General features: G+C 69.2%; 20 protein-coding genes and 2 pseudogenes. 11 read left to right on the top strand and 11 right to left on the bottom strand.

The features are described from left to right. Positions 1–468: 468 nt before the first annotated feature. Together ACH4VX_RS35235 and ACH4VX_RS35230 are read right to left on the bottom strand one after the other, a co-directional pair. Positions 469–807, bottom strand: a complete 339-nt coding sequence (locus tag ACH4VX_RS35235; protein WP_398373368.1) for a thioredoxin family protein — start codon at positions 805–807, stop codon at positions 469–471. Between the two features lie 520 nt (positions 808–1,327). Then, entirely contained in the window at positions 1,328–2,467 is a 1,140-nt protein-coding gene (locus ACH4VX_RS35230) for a PucR family transcriptional regulator (RefSeq protein WP_398373366.1), read from the bottom strand. 86 nt (positions 2,468–2,553) lie between these two features. Here ACH4VX_RS35230 and ACH4VX_RS35225 point away from each other — a divergent pair, with 86 nt between their 5' ends. Together ACH4VX_RS35225 and ACH4VX_RS35220 are read left to right on the top strand one after the other, a co-directional pair. After that, positions 2,554–3,609 (top strand): ferredoxin reductase, encoded by a 1,056-nt coding sequence (locus ACH4VX_RS35225; RefSeq protein ID WP_398373364.1) that lies wholly within the window; start codon positions 2,554–2,556, stop codon positions 3,607–3,609. A 7-nt stretch (positions 3,610–3,616) separates the two neighbouring features. Next, positions 3,617–4,735: a fatty acid desaturase family protein gene (locus tag ACH4VX_RS35220; RefSeq protein ID WP_398373362.1), complete on the top strand. Its 1,119-nt coding sequence runs from the start codon at positions 3,617–3,619 to the stop codon at positions 4,733–4,735. Positions 4,736–4,854: 119 nt separating this feature from the next. Here ACH4VX_RS35220 and ACH4VX_RS35215 read toward each other — a convergent pair whose 3' ends face one another. Then, positions 4,855–5,577 (bottom strand): integrase core domain-containing protein, encoded by a 723-nt coding sequence (locus ACH4VX_RS35215; protein WP_398373361.1) that lies wholly within the window; start codon positions 5,575–5,577, stop codon positions 4,855–4,857. Positions 5,578–5,689: 112 nt separating this feature from the next. Between ACH4VX_RS35215 and ACH4VX_RS35210 the strand changes: the two genes are divergently transcribed. Beyond that, the gene (locus ACH4VX_RS35210; RefSeq protein WP_398373359.1) at positions 5,690–6,274 is read left to right on the top strand and encodes a hypothetical protein; all 585 of its coding nucleotides are present in this window, start codon (positions 5,690–5,692) and stop codon (positions 6,272–6,274) included. On the opposite strand, the gene ACH4VX_RS35205 is transcribed toward ACH4VX_RS35210, so the two are convergent. The 5 genes from ACH4VX_RS35205 to ACH4VX_RS35185 all read right to left on the bottom strand — a co-directional run bounded on the left by ACH4VX_RS35205 (position 6,253) and on the right by ACH4VX_RS35185 (position 10,358). Beyond that, positions 6,253–7,088, bottom strand: a protein-coding gene (locus ACH4VX_RS35205) for an IS5 family transposase (protein WP_398373372.1) whose coding sequence is annotated in 2 segments (ribosomal slippage) — positions 6,253–6,749 and positions 6,749–7,088 — 837 coding nt in all. Because the reading frame shifts where the segments join, the coding sequence is not laid out codon by codon here. The genes ACH4VX_RS35210 and ACH4VX_RS35205 overlap by 22 nt on opposite strands. A gap of 181 nt (positions 7,089–7,269) precedes the next feature. Then, positions 7,270–7,782, bottom strand: coding sequence for a hypothetical protein (locus ACH4VX_RS35200; protein WP_398373357.1), 513 nt, complete (start codon positions 7,780–7,782; stop codon positions 7,270–7,272). A gap of 266 nt (positions 7,783–8,048) precedes the next feature. Continuing rightward, entirely contained in the window at positions 8,049–8,390 is a 342-nt protein-coding gene (locus tag ACH4VX_RS35195; protein ID WP_398373356.1) for a hypothetical protein, read from the bottom strand. 212 nt (positions 8,391–8,602) lie between these two features. Continuing rightward, positions 8,603–9,082 (bottom strand): DUF6207 family protein, encoded by a 480-nt coding sequence (locus ACH4VX_RS35190; RefSeq protein WP_398373370.1) that lies wholly within the window; start codon positions 9,080–9,082, stop codon positions 8,603–8,605. A gap of 310 nt (positions 9,083–9,392) precedes the next feature. Then, the gene (locus ACH4VX_RS35185) at positions 9,393–10,358 is read right to left on the bottom strand and encodes an NAD(P)-dependent alcohol dehydrogenase (protein WP_398373354.1); all 966 of its coding nucleotides are present in this window, start codon (positions 10,356–10,358) and stop codon (positions 9,393–9,395) included. A 101-nt stretch (positions 10,359–10,459) separates the two neighbouring features. Here ACH4VX_RS35185 and ACH4VX_RS35180 point away from each other — a divergent pair, with 101 nt between their 5' ends. The 8 genes and pseudogenes from ACH4VX_RS35180 to ACH4VX_RS35145 all read left to right on the top strand — a co-directional run bounded on the left by ACH4VX_RS35180 (position 10,460) and on the right by ACH4VX_RS35145 (position 20,177). Beyond that, positions 10,460–11,140, top strand: coding sequence for a TetR/AcrR family transcriptional regulator (locus tag ACH4VX_RS35180; RefSeq protein WP_398373352.1), 681 nt, complete (start codon positions 10,460–10,462; stop codon positions 11,138–11,140). A 559-nt stretch (positions 11,141–11,699) separates the two neighbouring features. Continuing rightward, complete coding sequence (locus tag ACH4VX_RS35175; protein WP_398373350.1) at positions 11,700–12,482, top strand: transposase family protein; 783 nt, start codon at positions 11,700–11,702, stop codon at positions 12,480–12,482. A gap of 133 nt (positions 12,483–12,615) precedes the next feature. Beyond that, positions 12,616–13,254: an HAD family hydrolase gene (locus ACH4VX_RS35170; RefSeq protein WP_398373349.1), complete on the top strand. Its 639-nt coding sequence runs from the start codon at positions 12,616–12,618 to the stop codon at positions 13,252–13,254. A 41-nt stretch (positions 13,255–13,295) separates the two neighbouring features. Next, positions 13,296–13,493 (top strand): annotated as a pseudogene (locus tag ACH4VX_RS35165) (IS5/IS1182 family transposase); the annotation flags it as partial. Positions 13,494–13,515: 22 nt separating this feature from the next. Further along, positions 13,516–13,839: a hypothetical protein gene (locus ACH4VX_RS35160; RefSeq protein WP_398373374.1), complete on the top strand. Its 324-nt coding sequence runs from the start codon at positions 13,516–13,518 to the stop codon at positions 13,837–13,839. A 217-nt stretch (positions 13,840–14,056) separates the two neighbouring features. Continuing rightward, complete coding sequence (locus ACH4VX_RS35155; protein ID WP_398373347.1) at positions 14,057–15,892, top strand: hypothetical protein; 1,836 nt, start codon at positions 14,057–14,059, stop codon at positions 15,890–15,892. A 211-nt stretch (positions 15,893–16,103) separates the two neighbouring features. Next, positions 16,104–16,934 (top strand): hypothetical protein, encoded by an 831-nt coding sequence (locus tag ACH4VX_RS35150; protein ID WP_398373346.1) that lies wholly within the window; start codon positions 16,104–16,106, stop codon positions 16,932–16,934. A 477-nt stretch (positions 16,935–17,411) separates the two neighbouring features. After that, the gene (locus ACH4VX_RS35145) at positions 17,412–20,177 is read left to right on the top strand and encodes a SpoIIE family protein phosphatase (RefSeq protein WP_398373344.1); all 2,766 of its coding nucleotides are present in this window, start codon (positions 17,412–17,414) and stop codon (positions 20,175–20,177) included. 57 nt (positions 20,178–20,234) lie between these two features. Here ACH4VX_RS35145 and ACH4VX_RS35140 read toward each other — a convergent pair whose 3' ends face one another. From ACH4VX_RS35140 to ACH4VX_RS35130, 3 genes and pseudogenes are all read right to left on the bottom strand, one after another. Then, complete coding sequence (locus ACH4VX_RS35140) at positions 20,235–21,113, bottom strand: ABC transporter substrate-binding protein (protein ID WP_398373342.1); 879 nt, start codon at positions 21,111–21,113, stop codon at positions 20,235–20,237. A gap of 227 nt (positions 21,114–21,340) precedes the next feature. Next, complete coding sequence (locus ACH4VX_RS35135; RefSeq protein WP_398373340.1) at positions 21,341–21,538, bottom strand: hypothetical protein; 198 nt, start codon at positions 21,536–21,538, stop codon at positions 21,341–21,343. Positions 21,539–21,707: 169 nt separating this feature from the next. Beyond that, positions 21,708–22,450 (bottom strand): annotated as a pseudogene (locus ACH4VX_RS35130) (integrase core domain-containing protein); the annotation flags it as partial. Between the last annotated feature and the right edge of the window lie 252 nt (positions 22,451–22,702).

The following is a 22,702-nucleotide window of genomic DNA, read 5'->3' as shown; positions in this document are numbered from 1 at the left end:
CTGAACGCCTTCCAGATCGCCTTCGAAGGCCGACTCACCCCGGCCGCCAACTGACCCCTACGCAAACTGGATCCGCCGTCTACTGGACACACCCGCTTGGCCGGGTACGAGCTGGGCCGTAGGGCTGACCGGGAACCTGATCTCGTGAGCATCCTCCAGGCCGAACCCCTGGTAGGCATCACTCGGCGTTTCCGGGCGCCGGAGTACGAGGGGTGCATCGGAGGTAAGGAAGATCGGCTTGCGGCTGGTCTCGAGCCGTCAGCGCCGAGCACGGTACTGCGGGATGCATACCCGGGCCGAGCTGAGCGTCACGGCGACCGCTTCGTCGTGGGTGGGGTCGTTGCCGCCGTTCAGGGATGGACGACGTCATGTGACCTGTGGGGTGTCTCAGCCCCAAGGTGTCTCAGGCGGCGCAGCTCCCATGGACGAGACGTGACGGGTGTCGCGGCCACGTGCCGCAGCGGCCGCTCAGAGGTGGCCGTCCAGGAGCTTCCGTACCTCGGCGATGGTCATGGGCCCCGTGCCGTGCGCCACCGCCTCTCCCTCCTTCAGCAGGACGCAGGACGGGGCTCTGGTGATCCCGTATCGCTCGGTTGCGGCCGGACAACGCGTGATGTCGGCGCGGACGGCCGTCAGGCGGCCCGCGTAGTCGTCGGCGATGCCACCCACGACGAGGTCCATCACCCGGCAGGGCTCGATTGCCTTGGGCCATGTCCCGGTGAAGTATGCGAGGACCGGAACTCCGCTCATCCCGAGGATGAAATTGAACTCCGCGTCCTCACGGGGTCGGTGAACCCGCTTCACCATGCAAGCTCCTGACCTCACGTCCGTTGTTCCATCCCCATCATCCCTCGTGCGGTGTGCCAGGCCGGCCCGGTCGGTCGTCCGGTTGACCTGTCGGAAGGGAGGCACGAGGCCGTCGCAGAACCACGGTGGTCCCCGGCGCGAGCGGCCCGGCCCCCGCCCTTGGTGACCCGGCCTGGCCGCCCCGCCGGTCACCCAGCTGCGGCCCACCGCGCGCCCGTGGGGCAGCTCGTGCCAGAACAACGCCCTCCACGACGACATGAAAGCCGTTTTCCAGGGCATGGCGGACCAGCTCACCGACCAGATGCTCGATGAGCGCGCCGACGAGCGGGCCGGTGCGCATCGTCCACCGGATCCAGTCGAGCCGTATCCGCCACCGCGCTTCTCAGAGACAGCGCCCCCGACGGGCTTCCCGAGGCCTTGTCCGGTCTTTCAACATCAACCCCCGGCCTCAGCTGGCTCATACCGCTCTTCCCCGAGCCGCATGAGCCAGCTGACGGCACCGAAGACGAGGCAGTACTCGTCAGCTGACCCGAAGACCGACCGCCAGCGTCAGTTCAAGGACCCGGTGTGGCGATGCGAGATCCGGAAACAGCTCCCGCAACTGCGACATCCGGTACCGGACTGTCTGGGGATGGACGAACAACGCCGCCGCCACCTCCTCCCGCCTGCCCTGGTGCAGCAGCCACGCCCGCAACGTCTCCTCCAGCCTCCGTGCGGTCGCGACGGGCAAGGTCCGCAACGGTGCGAGGGCTCGGGCACGCAGATCTGCGAACGCCTCCACGTCGGCGCTCAGCACCAGCTCGGGCAGGTGGTCCTCGGTGTTGCGAATATCAGAGGAGAGGGAGCGCGCGCGTACGGCTCGTGCGTACGAGGCGGACGCACGAGTCCATGGCCGGGCCGGGCCGACCACGGTGGCGCGGTCGGTCAGCTGCCTCAAGAGATGTGATCGGTCCGCATCGGGGACGAGCAGCACACCGGTGGCGTCCGGCAGATCGTCGAGGACGAGGGTGCTCGGGTCGAGCGCGCGGTAGGCAGGCCGGGCCTGGGCGGCGGGCAGCAGGACCGCGGTCAGCGAAACCGGAGGCTGCCACCCGGCCCGTTGAACAGAGGCCAGCAGCACGTCCGGGCTCGCGTCGGCGAGGAGGTCGCGGGCCAGGTGTTCCAGGTGGCGCTCGTGGGCCCTGCCCTGGGCGGCCAGTTCGTCGGCGTGGCCCGCGGCGCTCGCGCCGGAGAGCTCGTCGATGTAAGCGAAGGTCAGCTCGGCGAACTTGGCGACCTCGGCGGCGGGCAGGCCTGCGGGTACGGCCCCCGCTGCCAGGCATCGCCAGGCCACGCGGGCGCCGACGCGGTAGGCGCTGAGCAGGGCGTCCATCGAACGGCCGTCGCGGACCTCGCCGCGGCCCAGCTCGTAGGCCGCGTCACCGGCGTCGCCGCCTGTGGCGTTCCCGCTCGCGAGGTCCAGGTAGTGCCCCAGGGCGGTGCGGACGGCTCGGCGGATGGTGGCGCCCATGTGGCCCGAAAGGGCGTTGGCGTAGGAAGGGACCTCGTCGATGATCGCCTGGACGACCTCGTCGGCGGTGGTCTTCAGTGCGGCCCGAAGTGCGGTGACCGTCGTCTCATCCAGGGCCAGTTCGCTGGCCCTCCGGATTGCATGGCTCACGTTTTGTTCCCTGCGAACAATTCAACCAACCAGATTTACGTCCTGCGGTCAGGACTTTACGCCTTGAGGCGCAGCACGCTGGACTCATGACGAGTACAGCCCTGCGCAGCAGGGCGTGGAAACTGCTGGAGATGGTCACGACGCCACTGCTGCCGTCGGACTACCTCGACCTGGTCAGCCCGCTGCGTGCGGGCGCTGACCTGCGTGGGCGCATCGAGGCCGTGCACCCCGAGACGGGTGACGCCGCGACTGTCGTGATCAGGCCGGGACGGGGCTGGCGCGGCCACACAGCCGGTCAGTACGTGCGGATCGGGGTCGACGTCGACGGGGTGCGCCTGTGGCGTGCCTACTCCATCACCTCGCCGACAAACCGCAAGGACGGCTGCGTCACGATCACCGTGAAGGCGATCCCGGACGGCAAGGTCAGCAACCACCTGGTCCGCAGGGCGAAACCGGGCACGCTGATCCAGCTCGACCAGGCGACCGGTGACTTCGTGCTGCCGCAGGCCAAGCCCGCCAAGGTGCTCTACCTGACGGCTGGCAGCGGCATCACGCCCGTGATGGGCATGCTGCGCGACATCGAGTTCGACGACGTTGTCATGGTCCACTGCGCGCCACAGCCGCAAGACGTGATCTTCCGCGACGAACTGCATGACCTGGTCGCGGACAAGAAGCTGCGGCTCTCCGAGGTGCACACCGCCACGGACGGCATGCTCGACATCGCCCGTCTCGACGAACTCGTGCCCGACTGGGCCGAGCGTGAGACCTGGGCCTGCGGGCCCGCGGGCCTGCTCGACGCAGCCGAAGAGCACTGGAGCGAGCACGGCGTGCAAGAGCGCCTGCACACCGAACGCTTCCGCCCCGGCGTCGTCGTCGCCGGCGACGGCGGCGAGGTCACGTTCAGCGCCAGCGGCAAGACCGTCGACGCGGACGGCGCCACGCCGTTGCTGGACATCGGCGAGGAGGCCGGCGTACTCATGCCCTCCGGGTGCCGCATGGGCATCTGCTTCGGCTGCGTCACGCCGCTCAAGGCGGGCGCCGTCCGCGACCTGCGCACCGGCGAGATCACCGAGGCCGAGCCGGGCGTCCTCATCCAGACCTGCGTGTCCGCCGCGGCGGGCCCCTGCGACATCGAACGGTAGGAGCACCTTGACCGCCATCGACCCCACCGCCCACCTGACCGCGGAGCAGATCGAGGAGCTCGGCCGCGAGCTGGACGCGATCCGCGAGGAAGTGATCGCCGGCCGCGGCGAGAAGGACGCCGCCTACATCCGTAAGGTCATCTCCGCGCAGCGCAAGCTCGAGCTGGTCAGCAGGGGCGTGCTGCTGTTCTCGATCTTCCCGCCCGCGTGGCTGCTCGGCACCGCCGGTCTGTCCGTGGCGAAGATCATGGACAACATGGAGATCGGCCACAACGTCCTGCACGGCCAGTGGGACTGGATGCGAGACCCGAAGATCCACTCCACCACCTGGGAATGGGACCACGTCTCACCGTCCGAGCAGTGGAAGCACTCGCACAACGAGCTGCACCACACGTACACCAACGTGATCGGCAAGGACAACGACCTCGGCTATGGCATCATGCGCGTCGACGAGGACCAGAAGTGGCATCCCTTCCACCTCGGCCAGCCGCTGTGGAACTTCCTCAACGCCTGCTTCTTCGAGTACGGCATCGCGGCGTACGACCTGGAGCTCGGCAAGAACCTGCACAAGCGCCGCCGCAAGGACCCGGAGTTCCGCGCGCGGGCCAAGGCCGTGGGCCGCAAGATCCGCAAGCAGGTGCTCAAGGACTACGTGATCCACCCGGTGCTGTCGGGCCCCTCGTTCCTCCCCACGCTCGCCGCCACGTTCACCGCGAACCTGGTCCGCAACCTCTGGTCCCACTCGGTGATCATGTGCGGGCACTTCCCCGAGGGGGTGCAGGTCTTCGAGCGCCGGTCGATCAAGGGCGAGACGCGCGGCCAGTGGTACCTGCGCCAGATGATGGGCTCGGCGAACATCAGCGGCAGCAGGGCCATGCACTTCATGACCGGCAACCTGTCACACCAGATCGAGCACCACCTGTTCCCGGACCTGCCGAGCAACCGGTACGCCGAGGTCGCGGTGAAGGTGCGCGCGCTGTTCGAGAAGTACGAACTGGAGTACGTCACCGGGCCGCTGCCCAAGCAGGTGTTCTCCGCGTGGCGCAAGGTCTTCCGGCTCTCGCTGCCGAACAAGAAGACCAAGGTCAAGACGCCGGACCGCGAGCGGGAGCTCCTCGCGGCCTGATTCCCGGTACTGGTTCAGATTTTTCGGCCGTACCGGTGGCACCGCCGGGTTCGGTGAGATCCGTTGCGGACGGTAGGCGACCGCGACGTCGGACCGTACGACACGGGATCCGGAGCAGCTCAGTGTCCGGCTGCGCTGCCTGGACGTGCGCCAGGAGCGCAGCATACGGCCCTGTCCTTGCCGAATACATCATCCGTGCTGTTCAGGCCGCATGTCGGTACTCGTCGTATGTCCAGACGGGCGATCCGGTCCGGGGCCTCGATCGGAACGGGCAGCGGGTGGAGGGGGCGGGCGTTCGCAAGGCCTTGGTGCGGCCTGTGTTCGTTGTAGAACGTCTCGAACTCGCGCAGTGCGTACAGGAGATGGCGCTGACTCCAGATCAACATGCGGTCCAGCAGTTCTCGCTTGCAGGTCTGCACCCACCGTTCCATGATCGAGTTCATCCGCGGTATCCGGACGCCGCTGAGCGCCACCTCGATACCCGCGTCCTTGAGTACCTCGTCGAACAACCGCGGGAACTTCCCGTCCCGATCCCTGATCAGACAGCGAGCCCGGCAGCCGGCGTCCTCGAGGTCCATGACAAGATCCCTCGCGGCCTGGACCATCCAGGACGCGGTCGGATGCGCGGTCGCGCCCAGGATCCGGATCCGGCGGTTCGCGTGCTCGATCGCGGCGAACACGTACAAGCGGACCCCGGACGGGGTGAGGGTTTCGAAGGAGTCGCACGCCAGGAGCGCGTCGGCCTGGGAGCGTAGGAAGCCCGCCCAGGTGCTCGAGGCCCGCTCGGGCGCCGGCTCGATGCCGGCTTCCTTCAAGATTCCCCAGACCGTGGATGCCGCCACCTTCACTCCGACTACATAGATCGGATGCTCTCTAAGAAGCCATCTCAATTGGTCCAGCGGCGTGCCTGAAGGTGGGTGGTCTTGAGGTAGGGCTGTGCCGCATGATCACGCCATGACGAGTCCTGCCGCCTTCCGGGACCAGACCAACTGGTCCGGTGGCTACTACGAGCTGGCCATAGAGGTCGGGTCGAGTGACGATGCCCAAATTCAAGCCGTCCTGAGTGCTCTGTGGTCCGCCGCCGACGTTCACGGGTGCTTCGGGCGGAGAGACCCTGAACCTGAGGAACAGGATCCCGTGCCGTGCACAGTTGGATCACTGACCGAGTTCGGACACCTCCACGGTCAGGTCCGCCTGCCGACAGGCCAACTGGTCGTCTGCGGTTGTGTGGCTATCCGGGGCGGTGATGAAAGCAGCGACTGGCTGGACTTTTACGTCCCCGTCGGCGCGCTGGACAACGCCGGTCTGGCCTACTGGGACGGTCGGCCCTTCTTCAGATCAGACGTGATGGATGACTGGCTGGCTGCCATCGGCAAGGAGACGTTCACCAGAGCGGCCTTCAGCTTGGGGGTCGTCGGGTTCGAGGTCTCCGGCTGCTCGGACGCTGCAACCCTGGCAGGTCAGATGCCGCAGGAGCGAGGCATCGGATACCTGCTTCCCGTAGATGGCACCCTCCACTACGGGGCCGCCAACACCTGAGCGCCCGCGCAGTTCCTCCCGGACTCGAGTCTGCGGTAGCAGATGAGGGTGCAGGCGATGCTCGCGAAGGCGAGGAAATGATCGGCTTTGCGTTCGTAGCGGCGGTGGAGCCGGCGGCAGCCGGAGAGCCAGGCCATAGTGCGTTCGATGGTCCAGCGGTGTCGGCCCAGTCGCTGCGAGGACTCGACGCCCTTGCGGGCGATGCGGTGGGTGATGCCACGCTCGCGTAACCATCGCCGCAGGTGGGAGTAGTCGTAGCCCTTGTCGCCGTAGAGCTTGCCCGGCTTGCGCCGCCTGCGGCCGCGACGGGAGCGGATCAGGGGTATGCCCTTCACCAGCGGGATCAGCGCCTGGCTGTCATGCAGGTTCGCCGAGATTCCGACAGAGATGGGCAGACCGGTCCGCTCGGTGATCAAGTGAATCTTCGAGCCATACTTGCCCCGGTCGACAGGATTCGGACCCGTCAGATCCCCCTTTTCAACGCCCGCATGTTCACCGAGTCGATCGCGCAGCGAGACCAGTCCAGCTCACCCCGAGACCCGAGCTCGTCGAGGACCAGGCGGTAGAGCTTGGCCCACACCCTGGCCTTCGTCCACTCGGAGAAGCGCCGGTGGGCAGTCGCTCCCGACGGCCCGAACGGCGCGGACGGCAACTGTTGCCATGTGCAGCCTGACGTGGCCACGAACACGATCGCGGCCAGCACTTCCCGGTCGCCATGTCGACGACGACCGCCACCCTGGGGCCGCGATGGCGCCTCCGGCACCACCCGCTGGAACAACTCCCACAACTCGTCCGGCACCAGCCGCTCAACAATCCCCACCACACCTCAGAGCCTACCGAGTCGACCAAATGAGATGTCGTCTAAGCGCCGACCACACTGCGATCACCCGATCAGGCCTCGTTCGACCAGCCAACCCCGCTGATCGGTAGGCGGATGGCGTGCCAAGTCCAAGCCAGAAGGTTCGCGGACAGCTACTGTTCCCAAGCGTCGGTGGTTACCACCAGGGGGTGCAGGTGATGCCGGTGTCCCTGACGGGGATGGCCGCCATCGCGCAAACACGGAAGGCTCGGCTCGCTGAGCTGCTGGTCGGGTAGGCCGGGGTCGTGATCCTGCCGTTGGCCGACGACAGGTAGAACGGGCCGCACTGGATCCACGACTGCTTGTTGTCGTTGGTGACATCCATCCAGACCTGGCCTGTGGCACCGGGGCCCCATATGCTGCCGCTGCTCAGGACGCCCCACCCCATCTGTCTGCCGCCGACGGTGCCGGTCTGCATCGCGTACGAGGCGACGGCGTACGGCACGTTGACGGGGAAGTCGACCACGAGCGCCCCCGCCCCCGCCACACCCCGGCCGCTGAGACTGTCGGGGATGTCGGTAAAACCGTTCTTGCCTCCCGTGCAGTCCGATGCCGCCGCCTGAGCCGCACCGGAAGAGCCGACCACGAGCCCTGCCCCGAGCATGAGCGCGGCCGTTCCCACGCTGAAGATCCGGCGGATGCTGTGCATGTCTTCTCCTTGATCGAAGGGCGGACGGCTCCCGCAGATCGGCTCCTTGCCGTAATGCCCGCCTGCCGGGACCATCCTCATGTCGTCACAACGGCTACTGCTGTTACCCGACCGGAGCATTCACGGCGCTCCTGCCCCAGCCGCCGTAGCGGCTGAGAGCCCCCGAGCCGGCGCCTCGAACTGTAGACCGTGTCAGGGGCGTCGCGTCCCTGACAGATGTCAGGGTGTGGCATTCGCCCTCACCTCATCGACCACGCACTGAGAACCTACGAGAGTCGCGACAGCTCCAGGGCGCGCTGCCGGCTCTCCCGGGCGCGTCGGGTGTCCCCGAGTGTGGTGAAGGCGTGGCTGAGGTGGACATGGTGCTTCTGCTCGCCGTACGTCAGCCAGATGTCCGACCGCTCGCCCTCGGGGAGCCGCTCCATGAGGGCGTCGGCAGCCGCGAGAGTCTGACGGGCCTGCTCGCTCTGGTGGTTGAGGGCGTAGGCGCGGGCGGCGACCGCGGCCGCCAGCGTCGCCGCGGCCGTTGGCCGGGTGTCGGCGGCGTGCCGGGCCTGTTCGGCGAGGCCGGCTGCCGCCTTCGGGGCGCCGTAGCTGAGCGGGACCATGGTCTCGCGGGCGCGGACCCAGGCATGCGGTTGGTCGTCAGCTGCATGTCGTCCTGGCGGGCAAGGGGGAACACCTGCTCGACGACCGCCTCCAAGTGCTCGCCGCGACGTGAAGGGGATCGCCGTCGCGGTCTGGGTGAACACCTTGTCCCGGATCCAGTGCGGTGAGCCCTGGTACGAAATCGGCGTCGACGACCCGGACCGCTGCCGACCTACCTCGAGTCCGCCGGTCGCTGACGCCGCGTACGACGCCAGGCACGGCCCTGACCGAAGGGGCCTGTTCGGCGTCCGGCCCAAGGGGCGGAACAGGCACCGAAGTTCTCATGCCACCGCGCGGGACGCATCAGCCCACCCGACGGCCACAGCCCACGAAAGGCCCTGCACAGGCCGTATGAGACGCAGCCGAGAGACCGCCAGCCAGGACCGGCCGGGCGATCTGTGACACGCCCTGTTGCACGAGGGAAGCGAAAACGCCTTCGCAGATCACGCGTCGGGCTGCTCCGCAGGTCCAGGAAGCAGCGCAGCCGTACACCCGGTTCACCTGGCTCGTGGGCTGTACGGTCCGCTGCGGCGACCGCGCACCGCGTGGCGAGCAGCTCCTGGATGGCGAACGCGGTTTCGTCATCGGCGGCCGTGACCTCCACTACCGCGAGTCCCGGCTCCGTCACATGCGCGTCGTGGATCGACCTCATACCCGGCACGACGTTCCGAGACCCGCTGAAGTTTTCCAGCCCGAGCAGTATCACCCGGACCGGGTACGGCGGGGCGTGCGTGCTGACTTCCCATAGCCTGGCTGCCTGACTGTGCAGGCGCCCGCTCGATGGTGCTTCCGGCCTTCCCTGAGGGCGTGGTGCCGCTTCTGCACGACGAGGGGTGCGGGCGGCGTTCTCAAGAGGCATTACGCGTCGCCACGCGAGACGACAAGCCGACGGTCCGCTACGAGGCGACCGTCCTCATCGCTGCCATCAACGGGTGACTGTGATCAGCACCTCCACAGACGTCCTATGCGACCCTGACCACGTACTTGCCCTGGACGCCGCCCGCCTCCAGCGCCTGATGTGCCGCTGCTGTCTCCTCCAGGGGGAAGACGGTGTCCACCGCGGGGCTCAGTTTGCCCTCGGCGACATGGCGGGCGAGGTCGTCGAAGTCCGCCCGCGTGGGGTTGCCGCTGAAGAAGCGCACCCGGCCGTGTCCGTGGACCGTGCTGGCCGCGAGGTAGCCGAGCGACGCGGCGGGCCGTTTCAGGTCGAAGGCGATGGTGACCATGCGCCCGCCGGAATTCAGCAGGCGCCTGAAGGCCCGCAGGTCGGTACCCACCGTGTCCAAAACCACGTCGAAGCGGCCCAGTTCCGCCGGCCGCACGGTCCGGTGGTCGACGGCCTCGTGCGCGCCGAGCCCGCGCACGAAGTCGAGGTTGGCGGCGCGGGCAAGGGCCGTGACCTCGGCACCGTACGCCCGTCCGAGCTGGACAGCCGCATTGCCGACACCGCCCGCCGCGCCCCGCACGAGGAGTCGTTCGCCGGGGCGCAGCCCGGCTTTGTCCCGCAGGGCGGTGATGGCTGTGGTGGCTACCGGCAGCGCGGCGGCGTCCACCAGGTCAACGCCGTCGGGGAGCCGGCCGACCCGCTCGGCGGGCACGGTCACGTACTCGGCGGCGCTGCCGAACCCGGAGGTGCGGCCCAAGACCCCCCATACGCGGTCGCCGGCCGCGAGCTGTGTGACTCCGGCACCCAGTGCGGCGACCTCGCCGGTGAAGTCCAAGCCGATGCGCTTGGGGAATTTCCGGCCGCTCAGGAGGCGGAGCCGGCCGGCACGGGCTGCCAGTTCGCCGCCGTTGACGCTGAACGCGCGCACCTTCACAAGGACCTCGCCGGGGGCCGGCTCGGGGCGTGGCACGCGGCCCGTGTAGAGCACATCGGGGCCGCCGTAGCGGTCGTAGAGCACTGTCTTCATCATGCGGTCGTTCATCGTTCTGCCTTTGCCGCCGGGGGCCGTACAGGGATCTGGCATCGACCGTAAGCTCTTAAGCGGACGCGATCGTCCGCTTGGACCGGAAGAGAGAGACAGTGATGGCGGAATCCTCTCGGATCACAGCCCGGGGCGGGGTGCGGGCGGACGCCCGGCGCAATCGGGAGCGCGTCCTCGTCGCCGCCCGTACGGTCTTTGCGGAGCACGGGATCGACGCCCCGATGGCGACCGTGGCCCGTCGGGCCGGAGTCGGTGTGGCGACGCTGTACCGGCATTTCCCGACCCGGGACGCTCTGGTGAGGGGCGCGTTCGCGCAGCAGATGGAGACCTGCGTGCGGGCGCTCACCGAGGCTCTGGCCGCCCCCGACCCATGGCAGGGCTTCCAGCAGCTGGTCGAGACGGTCTGCGCTCTGCAACGGGAGGAACGCGGGTTCCCGGCCGCGTTCGTCGCGGCCTTCCCGGAAAGCACGTCGGAACACGCGCAGGCCCGGCAACGAGCCGAGCGGGACTTCACGACCCTGGTACGCAGGGCCCAGGCATCGGGCGCGCTGCGGGCCGACTTTCACCCTTCCGACCTCGCCGTGGTCCTGTTGGCACACTGCGCTCTGGTGACCGCCCTACCGGATGATGGTGCAGCGTCCCGGCGTCTGGTGGCCTACCTGCTCCAGTCGTTCCGCGCCGACACGGCCAACGAACCGCTGCCCCCGCCGACTGCGCTGACGCTGCGCAGCCTCCCGATTGCAACTGACAATCCCCAGAGGCGGCGGCTCCCCAGAGCCTGACATGAAACGGTACCGGCCGCAGGGCACATCCAGTCCGACAACTCCACTTTCGCAACAGGCCCTACGAGCTCGTGCACGGTAGGCAGTGAGACGTTGTGAGCTTCGGTGTGGTCCGGGTTCACGTCTGCTGTGTCGGCTTCAGGTCCACGGTCTGCTGGTGGGACAACAGGCCGGAGATTGCTTGGATGGTGTCGCTGATGTGCTCGCGGCGGCCGAGGTGGCGGGCCGGGGGCCCGCCAGTTCTTCAGACGGGCGATGCCGTGCTCGACCCGGATACGGCGTGAGGAGCGTGCCTTGCGCCGGCGTTCGTGCATCTCCTCGTACCAGTCGGGGGCGTCCTTGAACCAACGAGCTCGTGCACGGTAGGCGCTGAGGCGTCGAGTTCCTGATCGTCGATCATGGTGGTGTGGTGGGGAACGCGTCTCGTGCAGCGATCGTCAGCGACCGGAGGATCACGGGCCTGTCGGCCGGCGTGATTGCCGAACTCGTGGCTGAACTGGGCCCGTTGTGGCGTGAACGGCATCAGGCCGGACTTGCCTCCAGGCCACGGAAGCGCGCTGTGGGCGCTGGTGCGAAGCACCGGCTGGTCTTCGTCGACCGACTCCTGGCCACCCTCGTGCACCTCCGACACGGGGTCACGCACGACGTGCTGGCCTGCTGGTCCGGGGTGGACCGCTCCACCATCACCCGCGCCGTCGGCGAGGTACGACCACTGCTTGCCGAACGCGGCTGCACCGTCAGTCCCGGAGTGCGGTTGCGGACCCTGGCCGAGGTCGTCGACCACCTCGGCGCCAGCGGAAAGACCGGCATCATCGACGGCACCGAGATCCGGGTCCGCCGGCCGGCCGCCGGACGCAAGGACCGGGACACGTTCATCTCCGGCAAGAACAAGCAGAACGCCGTCAAAACCATGGTGGTCACCGACGAGGACGAGCGGGTGCTGTTCTGCAGTCCGACCAGGCCCGGAAGCTGCGCGGACATCACCCACGCCCGCCAGGTGGGGCTGGTCAAGCTCCTGGCCGACGGACCCGCGGTCGAGATCCTCGCCGACGCCGGCTACCAGGGCCTGGGCGCCCAGACCGGCGGGCGTGTGATCACACCACCACACCGCAAGTTCAAGAAGAACGCCCCGGACTGGTACGAGGAGATGCACGAGCGCCAGCACAAGGCACACTCCTCGAGGCGGATCCGTGTTGAGCACGGCATCGCCCACTTGAAGAACTGGCGTGCCCTGACCCGCCACCTCGGCCGCCGCGAGCACGTGAGTTACACCGTCCAGGCCGTCGCCGGCCTGCTGTCCCATCAGCAGACCGCGGACCTGGCCTCGGCACGGCAGCTGTGAACACGGAGCCATGCCGAAGCCTTCGACGCCTCACCGCCCACCGTGCACGAGCTCGTAAGGGCTGTCCCGCAATGGCCTGTACGCAGCCTGGCATGATCGACGGGTGTCCAGTGAACCTACGCGGCCGGGCCGCATGAAGTACGTCCTGTTCGACGTCGACGGCACGTTGATCGACGCGGTGAGCAACCAACGCAAGGTCTGGGGAACCTGGGCGGAGCGGTACGGGCCGGATGCGGACGAGGTCTACCAGGTGGCTCTGCGGACGCGGCCGATGGAGACGTTCGCCCAGGTCGCTGCGGACCGAGATCCGCGCGCGTGCCTGGCCACGCTGCATGAGCTGGAGGACGAAGACGTCCGGTCCGGCATCTATGCGGCCTTCGACGGCGCGTCGGAGCTGCTGCACGGCCTGCCACCGAAGTCCTGGGCGCTGGTGACCTCGAACTATGAGCACCGGGTGCGCGGCCGTTTCCTGCGGACGGGCTTGCCGGTGCCGGGCGTGATCGTGGACGCGGCCGCTGTCGAGGAAGGCAAACCCTCTCCCGTCCCGTATCTGCTGGCCGCCGAGCAGCTCGGAGCCGAGCCGGGAGACTGCCTGGTCATCGAGGACGCCCCGTCCGGAGTGCGGTCCGGGCTGCGCGCCGGAACGACGGTGTGGGGGGTGAACGCCGCCGCCGCGATGGAGGGCGTACATCGCCACTTCGTCAGTCTGCGTGAGGCAGTTCCTCACATCCTGGCCTTCGTGTCCGACCCTCACGGGAATGCCGCAGCCTGAGCCTGTCCACCGGCCCCTGGTATCACTGAGATGATCTTCGTGTGGCTGGTGTGATCACGGCGTCCGAGCCGTCTTGGACAGTCCCCTTCACCGGGCTGAGCCCGCGCTGTTTCGGCAAACTGATCACCGGGCTGCGGCGCGGAGGCGTGGACGAGGCACGTCGGGGACGGCCGTGGAGCCTGTCCCTGGAGGACAGAGTGCTGCTGGTTGCCGCATACTGGCGCACCAACTTGTCAGTATCACGGCGTGATAATCCCGGAGGTGCCCGCCGAGCCGGCCACTCCGCCGTCCCCTCCGCTCCGGCCCGGAGCGGCCACGCCGCCTGCCGAGCGCGAGCAGACTCCCGAGTCCATCCCGGAGCCGCGCACCGACGCAGGGGAACTCAGGACAACGAACGCAGAAGCAGAACAGTCCAAGCAGCCGAAACGGCTCCCGTACGACGACGCCTTCTACTGCGTGCACCATCTTCACCAGAAGATGGAGTCCGGAACGTCCGTCCAAGGAGCCCGGGTGTGGATGGACATCCTGCGGAAGCAGCACCCGGATGAGTACAAGGCCCTGCTGGCCGAGTGGGAAGCCCGATAGTGGAGCCGCCTGTCGGCCCCACTCGCCTTCCTCCGCTGCAGGGAGTGGGGCCGTGTCGGCTCCCACGAAGCAGGCAGCCGGAGCCCTTGGTCGAGCGATGCTCTGCCGAAGAAGGCGGAACGCGCCGCTACCCCGGACCCGCTTATTCCTTCGACACGGCGTGAACCGACTGGCAAGCTGCGCGCATGACCTACGGAATCGAGTCCCACCCCACCCGGTGAGCGCCCAGGAAGAGCGCGACGCGCTCGCCCTCCCGCTCGCCCTGTACGACCACGCCTTGTGCCTGCTGCGTGAGTCACCCGAGGGAGCCCCGCTCCGGCGCGGCTACCGCCTCCCCCGGCAGCAGTCCGCACCGGGCGAGGATCCGCTCTCCCGGAGCGAGGTGGTGGACGCCGTCCGGGAAGCGTTCAGTCCGATCCCGGACGACCCCGCCACCCTCCACCGCCGTTTCCTGCGCCTCGGCGTTCAGGACCGCCACCGACACCTGATCCACTCCACCGTCGCCGGTCTGTCCCTGCAGACCGGGCAGGTGGACGCGGCCCGCACTCTCGGGCGGCAGCTGACCCGGACCGGGACGACCGCGTCCACCGTCACCGCGGGCATCGCCCTGCTGGTCCGTCTCGGTGAGCCCGAAGACGTCCCGTACCTCTCCGTTCTCGGACTGTTCCGGGAGTTCACCAGACCCGTGGTCCATGCCCTCGATCTCCTCGACCGCCGGTCCGCGGCCGTCGTCTGGCTCGCGGTCCACGCCCGCTGCGACGAACTGCAGCCACTCCTCCACGCCCTCTGGACAAGGAACCGGCAGGCCGTGCGCGCCGAGCTGGTCGCGTTTCCCGCCTCACCCCGCTTCGTCAGCAGTACGGTCGCCCGCCGGATCGCGGAGGCTTCCCAGCTGTCGGACCTGCTCGACCACCATTCCTCGGACACGGAGTTGCTGGCGCGGGCAGGCAGGCTGCTCGTCCGGATGGGGTGCTCGCGCGACGATCCGACCGACCTCCTCGCGTACCGCGATGCGACCGGCGTGTACGAGGGAGTCGTCGCGCGAGCTGGTCTGCTGCCGCCCACCGTCGACAACGCCGCCATGCTGCTGTCACTCGCCCTGGACCTGAGCAGTGGCACCGGCGTGCTGCTGGACTGGCCGCCCGGACGGCGCGCAGAGCTGCTGGAATCGCTCGGCCGGTTGTTGGCCGAGCCCCGGTGGGAGGAGTGGGCGGACGCCACCGGGAGCGAGGCCGACCAGCGGCTGCGAGCCGGCTGGGTCCGCCGCACGGTGCGGTGGCCGTTCAAGCGTCCGGCCACGACCGGCGGACTGCGCATCGAGGTGGTGGTCGGCGACCCCGCGGACCGGGAACCCGTCGAAACACGTGTCCTCATCGATGACCGTCCCGTGGTTCCGGCCGTCTTCGGCCGCGGTCCGGCCCACAGCCCCGAGTACCTACTGGACGACGGCCGCCTCCGGGCCGAAGCGGAACCTCACGAGGTACAACTCGCCGAGGCCCACTGCACGGAAGGGTGTTGCGGCGCGCTCTACGTCACCATCCGACGCGACGCGGACCAGGTGGTGTGGGAGAACTGGCGGCGGCCACAGACCGTGCCGGGTTCCCGTGAACCCGCACCCGAGCTTCCCGCCCACCGGTTCGACGCCTCCGCCTACGACGCGGAGATCACCCGGGCGGAGACCGACCACTTCTGGTCCTGGCCGGCCCGCACCACGGCCCGCTTGATCAAGGAAGGGCTGATCGAGAAGCCGGAGCTGCTGAACCGGTGGGACGCGGAGCGGGGCTGGATCGGCAGCGACCTCGACGCCCCGGACACCACCGTGGTGACCTTCTGGTACGCGCCGGGAGGACGGGCGTCCGGAAAACCGGAACGGGCCGACAGTCCTCTCCGGTTCCGCTGGGCCATCCCGGACGACGGCACCCCGCCCGAGGAACAGGCCGCCACCGCCCTGCACCGGCTGGCCGAGGAGGACCCGAAGTCCTATGCGCGGGTGTGCGGCGGCAGCCGCGAACGCGCCGAGGAGCTCGGATTCCCCTGGCCCGACAACACCTGACCGACTGCCCCCGGTGCCACCGACGAACGCCTTGAGCCGCGTCGTCCCGTGGACGTCCTCGACTGCCCTCCATACCGGAGGCCTGCACGTGCGGGGGAGCTGGACGCCGTTGTCGCCGGCCCTGTTGTCAGGGGCTTGCTGCATGCTGCGGGAAAGTGACGGCCCGTCCGGCAGGGGATTCCGAGGTCGTCGGTGACGAAGGGGGAGCACCGTGCGCAGGCCGGTCACGGGCGAGGTGCACGTTCACTACGGTCAGATCCACGTCGAGAGTGATCCGGACAACGCCACCCCGGACCTCTCCGAGGCGTTCGCAGGCCAGAGCGGGGGACTGTGCGGGGCAGCGGTCCCGGGTGCGCTCTGGCTGCACACCGGACTGCACACGGGCAACGTCGGCTTCGCCGTAGAGGTCCACGACGAAGCCCCTGCGCTGGACCCGGTCTGGGAGGACGTGGTGGAGGTGTCCTTCCACCCGGTGTCGGAACGCACCAGCTTGGTGCAGTGGGCGGGTGAGGCCGCGTGGGACCTGGACCTCACCCGGACCGACTACCGGGTGCGGTACCGCGCCCGGGGGATGGACGAGGGCCGGGAGCTCGACACCAGGGTGGACGGGGAGCCGCAGACGGACAGCTACCTCCTGCAGTTCTGGCCCGCGCCACCCTCCCCGGACCGCGTGATCCGCCAGACCTCACGGAATGCCGCGTACTGGCACCGCTGCGCGCGCGGCCTTCCGCCGCCGCCCACAACCGAGGAGCGCGCCGAGACCGAACGCCTGGCCCGCCGGGCGGAGGAACGGGCCGCGGAGGAGCGGCGACTGCACTACGAGAGGTGGATGTGGGGCGGACAGCTGCCGAGCGAGGGGCTGCGCGGTGCCCGCGAGAGCAACGTCCTCGATCTGCTCCGCTTCGACAGCGACCTGGTGCACGCCCTCGACGCCGCCGGTCCCGACGTCCAGCGTGCGGTGGCGTTGCTGGCCGCCCGGCGGGCCTGCGAGGCGGCGAGCCTGACCGACGTTCCTGGGTCACCGAGGCGCTCACCACGCTGACCCAGGAACGTCCGCTGCCGCCACCGTTCGACGACCCGGACCGGCTACGGGAGACCCTGCGCTCCGACCCGCGCGTACCGGAGCGGTCGGTGCTCGAGGCGATACCTCCGGAGCGACCGCCGTACCAGCCCGTCGCGGTCACGATCCACGCTCGTGGGTCGAACCGGCCAGGTTTCTGGCCGGGTCGGCCTTCGTCATAGTGATTGGCGTGCCATCGGCCCGGTGATGCGCGCCGCGACGCCGCAGCCGAAGCGGCGGCAACAAGGGCCTGGGTGGTGCAGCCCTGGCGCAGCGCAGGTGGCCCGCCCCACGGACCGGGAGTGCGGTTCTGCCGCAGCAGGCGCCGCGTGCGGGGCCCGGACTGCCGCGCCTCGCCCGCCGACGGGTCCGGACGGACACTCTCCCTGTTCACTGCGGCACCGCCCGGCAGGCCCGTCCTGAGCCGCGCGCACCGGGTGGGTCACTGATACTGGACAAATGGGCAAGCTTCGGCAATACGTCCCAGTGGGTCGGCGGGGCAATCGGGTGCCGTCGGAAGCCGGCCCGGAGGGGCAGCGCGGCTCGGCCGGCCGGCGCGTCCTGTCCCTGCTGAATCCACGCAGCGTCGCCGGGCAGGTCTTCCTGCTGCAACTGGTGGTCGTGCTGTTGCTCATCGTCACGGCCGTGGTGGCGCTCGTGATCCAGGACCGCAACAGCGCCATCCAGGAGGCCGGTGATCGCTCGCTGGTGGCGGCCGAGTCGTTCGCGAAGGCGCCGGGCACGGCGGAGGCGATGCAGAGCGATGACCCGACCGCCGCGCTTCAGCCCCATGCCGAGGCAGTGCGCAAGAAGACCGGCGTCGACTACGTCGTGGCGCTGAGCCCTTACGGCTTCCGCTGGACCCACCCGGACCCGGACCAGATCGGGGAGCACGTCTCCGCCTCCTACGGCGAGGCGCTCGAAGGCGAGCCCTACCAGACCACGTTCGACAGCAGTCTGGGAAAGGCGGTCGACTCGACGGTAGCCGTCTTCGACGAGGACGGGACCGCGGTCGGCCTCGTCACCGTGGGGGTCACGGTGGACAAGGTGACCAGTGTGGTGCAGCACCAGCTCCCGGTGCTCTTCGCGGCCGGCGGTGTCGCGCTTCTCCTTGCCGCGGGCGGATCGGCGCTGGTCAGCGGGCGATTGCGGCGCCAGACCCGAGGTCTGTTGCCGGTGGAGATGACCCGCATGTACGAGCATCACGACGCGGTGCTGCACGCGGTGCGCGAAGGCGTGATCATCACGGACGGCGACGGGAAGCTGCTGCTGGTCAACGACGAGGCGCGCCGACTGCTCGCCCTGCCGCCGAAGGCCGAGGGCAAGCCGGTCACGGCGCTCGGACTGAGCCCGGCCCTGGCCAGGCTGCTGGAATCGGCCCGGGCGGTCACGGACAAGGTCTTCCTCGCCGGGGACCTCCTGCTCGCGGTCAGCCTGCGGCCGGTGGGCCCGAAGGGGGGTGTCGTCGCCACTCTGCGGGACACCACGGAGCTGCGCGCCCTCGCGGGCCGGGCGGAGGTGGCGGGCGGGCGCCTGCAACTGCTGTACGAGGCCAGCACACGGATCGGGACGACCCTCGACATGAAGCGCACCGCCGAGGAGCTGACCGAGGTGGTGGTCCCGCGCTTCGCCGACTTCGCCACCGTGGAGTTGGTCGAGTCCGTGCTGCTCGGTGACGAGCCGACGGGGGCGCGTACGGAGATGCGCCGGATCGCAGCCGCGGGCATCCGGGAGGAGGCGCCGCTCAACCCGGTCGGGACGCCCCTGCGCTACGTGTCCGACAACCCCGTGTCCGTAGGTATGAACACCGGTCGTCCGGTCCTGGTGCCGCACCTCGCCATGGCCGACGGATGGCGCGCCCAGGACCCGGAGCAGACCCGGAAGGTCATCGAATACGGGATCCATTCCATGATCTCCGTGCCGCTCCAGGCTCGGGGGCAATTGCTGGGCGTCGTGGAGTTCTGGCGCTCGGAGCAGGACCCCTTCGAGTCGGACGATCTCTCTCCCGCCGAGGAGCTTGCCACGCGGGCGGCCGTGTGCATCGACAACGCGCGCCGCTACACCCGCGAGCACACCACGGCTGTCACCCTCCAGCGCAGCCTGCTGCCCAGGACGCTCCCCGAGCTGTCCGCCCTGGAGGTCGGGCACCGGTACCTCCCCGCCCAGGCGGGCGTGGGCGGGGACTGGTACGACGTCATCCCGCTGCCGGGGGCCCGGGTCGCCCTGGTGGTCGGTGACGTCGTCGGCCACGGACTGCACGCCGCCGCGACGATGGGCCGCTTGAGAACCGCGGTGCACAACTTCGCCTCGCTGGACCTGTCTCCGGACGAGCTTCTCGCGCACCTGGACGATGTGATCACCCGGATCGACCAGGACGCGGCGGCCGAAGGGAACACCGAGGCCGTCACCGGTGCCACCTGCCTCTACGCCGTCTACGATCCGGTCTCCGGGCGGTGTGTCCTGGCCCGGGCCGGCCATCCCGGTCCGGCGCTGGTGTCGCCCGACGGCTCCGTGACCTTCCCCGACATCCCCGTCGCCCCGCCGCTCGGCGTGGGCGGGGGTCTGCCGGTCGAGACGGCCGAACTCCGGCTGGCCGCCGACAGCCGACTGGTCCTGTACACCGATGGGCTGGTCGAGGCCCGAGGGCGTGACATCGACATCGGGCTCGGCATGCTGAGGGAGGCACTGCTCCGTACGGACGGAGCCACCCCGGACGGCACCTGCCGCGCGGTGCTCGACGCGATGCTGCGCGACGGGTCGAGTGACGATATCGCCCTGCTCGTCGCACGGACCCGGCTGCTGGACCCGGACCGGGTCGCGGAGTGGGAGGTGCCCGACGACCCCGCCGCCGTCTCCCGGATCCGGGCCGAGGCGACCGGCAGGCTGGAGTCCTGGGGGCTCGGCGAGACCGCCCTCACGACCGAGCTGATCCTCAGCGAACTGGTCACGAACGCCATCCGTTACGGAGCGAGCCCCATCAGCCTGCGACTATTGCACGACGGCGACAGTCTGATCTGCGAGGTCGGCGACGGCACCAGCACCTCCCCGCACTTGCGCCGCGCGGCCATCACCGACGAAGGGGGCCGTGGCCTGTTCCTCGTGGCCCAGCTGTCGCGCCACTGGGGCACCCGGTACACCGACAGGGGGAAGATCATCTGGGCTGAGCAGTCGCTGGACGCCGGTACCACCGGGGGCCTGGGCGGTCTCCTGATGGCCGACCTGTGAGGGGGGCGGGGTCACGGGACCGGTGCTCCCCTCACGGGTGCGCCCGCCCGGCGGTGTTCAGGAGCCGTCGTCGACGGTGAGGTACGGGATCTTGACCGGATCCTGGCCGAAGGCGGCCCCGAGATAGACGGCCGACAGTTTGGCGAGCGTCCCGTCGTCGATCAGCTGCTTGATGATCCGGTCCAGCTCCTCCTTGTCGGGTGACCCCTTCGGGTACAGGGCGCCGTAGCTCTGCCCGGTCCTGTACTGGCCCACGAGGCGCACCCTGTCCTCCTTTTTCTGGGGATACGCCAGCAGGATCGTCGTGTCGTGGACGACCGCGTCGATCCGCCCCTCCTCCAGCGCCGTGACCAGCTCCGGGTCGTTGGCGAACGCGGTCACGGGCTTGGTCGGCTTGAGGCGGTTCGCGACGAACTCCTCGCCCGTGGTGCCCTCGGCCACCCCGATGCGGACGTCGCGGATGTTGTCCTCGTCGATCTGCTCGCCGTCCCTGATGAGCAGTCCCAGGGTCGAGGAGAGGTAGGGCGGGGAGAACGCGGCGGCCTTGCTCCGTTCCGGGGTGATCGTGATCTGTGCCACGGCCAGGTCGAAGTCCTTGGTCCGGCCGGACACGACCTCCGGGAAGGGGGCGTTCTTCACCACCACCCGGTCGAGACCGGCCCGGTAGGCGATGTTGGCCGTCATGCAGTACTCGTATCCGCTCGTCACGGAGTCCGGCGTGCCGCCGTTCCACCACCCGGGCGCGGGCAGGGTCGTCTTGACCGTGAGGGCGCCCGCCGTTTCGGGCGACAGGTCGAACTCCCCGTGTTGTCCTGAGATCGGGCAGTCACCGTAACGGACGTTCGGCGGCTCCGACCCGCCCTGGTCGCACGCCGACGTCACGGCGATGAGCGCCACACTGACAGCCCCGGAGACGATCGCTGCCGCGGCGCGCATCATTGCACCTCCGGTAGGGGCATTCTCCTTACATCACCATAAATCACCACACGCGATGCGACCGCCTGAGTCTGAGGACGGCCCGCGGCCCGGCGGGGTGCTCCGCTCCGGTGACAGTCGCGGGCTGTCGTGTGCGGCCACGCGACGGGCCGCCCCGGGCCTGCTCCTGTGTTCATCGCCGCATAGGACGAACAGAGGAGTAGCACCGTGCCCTCTCAGCTTGTTCTTCAACCTTGGTCAGCGGATCCTTCGACGAGCTTCATGAGCGGAGCCAGGATCCGGGGCAGGTCGTTCTCCGAGGTGATCACCTGCTGGTCTTGCCAGGTGTACTCGGTCCGGGAATCGATGAAGAGCAGTGAAGCGCTTCCCGATTCCCACACGGACAGCTTCCCCGGGCGCTCGTCCGACTCCAGAGTGAGGCTCACGGCCGTTGCCTTCGGGCGCCCTCTGGTCGCTGTCCCAGGGGCTGGCTGATTCACCGTGGCGCTGATCCCGCGAGAGCGGAGTTCATGCTCTTGTGCGGCGTGCCAGTCCACGAGCCATTGAATGGTCTCCGGCATTGCGCTGTGCCGTTCAGAAACTCATCGTTGCCGGTCAAGCCGCGTATCTGTGCTCATTGATGACGCCACCGAGTACTCGGGTGCGGAGGAGTCGGTGCGCGGTCTGGTCGGTCGGGGGCGCCGGGTGCTCCTGGGCGCGGGGAGGGAGTTGGCCCCGGGCCTGGTGGGGGCGATGGCCGTTGCAGTGGGGGCGTAGGCGTCGAGCAGGCGTCGAGCGTGGGCCTCGTTCGAGATCAGCAGGTGATCGAGGAGCTCGCGTCGCAGTGTGCCGATGGCCCTTTCGCAGTGTGCGTTCATCCGTGGGGAGCGCGGCGCGGTCTTCAGGGTCTCGATGCCCTCGGCCGCGAAGACCGTGTCGAAGGCCTCGGTGTACTTGCTGTCCCGGTCGCGGAGCGGGAAGCGTGGCGACTCGGAGCGTACGTCCAGGTCGGCGGCGAGGTTGCGGGCTCGCTGTACGCTCCACTGCGCGGTGGGGTGAGCGGTCACCCCGGCGAGGTGCGGGCGGCGCGTGCCGTGCTCGAGGAAGACCAGTGCGTAGACCCGACGCAGGCCCACCAGGTCGATGTGGGCGAAGTCGCAGGCGATGGTGCCGTCGGCCTGCGCTGTCAGGAACTCGCGCCAGGTCGGGCCGCTTTGGCGGGGAGCCGGGCCTACGCCGGCGACGGTCAGGATCTGCCAGACCGTGGACGCTCCGACCTGATGCCCCAGCCGTGCGAGCTCGCCCTGGATCCTGCGACACCCCCAGCGCGGATTCTCTTCGGCCGGCCGCAGCACCAGCCCGCACCCGCCGACCGACCTCGCCGAGATCGTCTGCCTCCACGGCCTGCGGCCCCGGATCGAGCAGAGCTACAAGCAGATCAAGGACGAACTGGGCTGGGCCGACTTCCAGGTCCGCTCCGACCGCGCCATCCGCCGCCATCAGACCCTGGTCAACTGAACCGTTCCGGGTTCGGTAGAGATCTCAGCTTGTGGTTGTGGCCTGGGGTTTTGTGCTGGTGAGGTAGTAGTTGGTCTCGTGTTCGGCGGGTG

Origin of the sequence: Streptomyces sp. NPDC020731 (genome assembly GCF_044334705.1) — a bacterium.
Classification (GTDB): domain Bacteria; phylum Actinomycetota; class Actinomycetes; order Streptomycetales; family Streptomycetaceae; genus Streptomyces.
The sequence above is the reverse complement of the archived record's forward strand: the minus strand, read 5'-3'. Positions and strand labels throughout refer to the sequence as shown.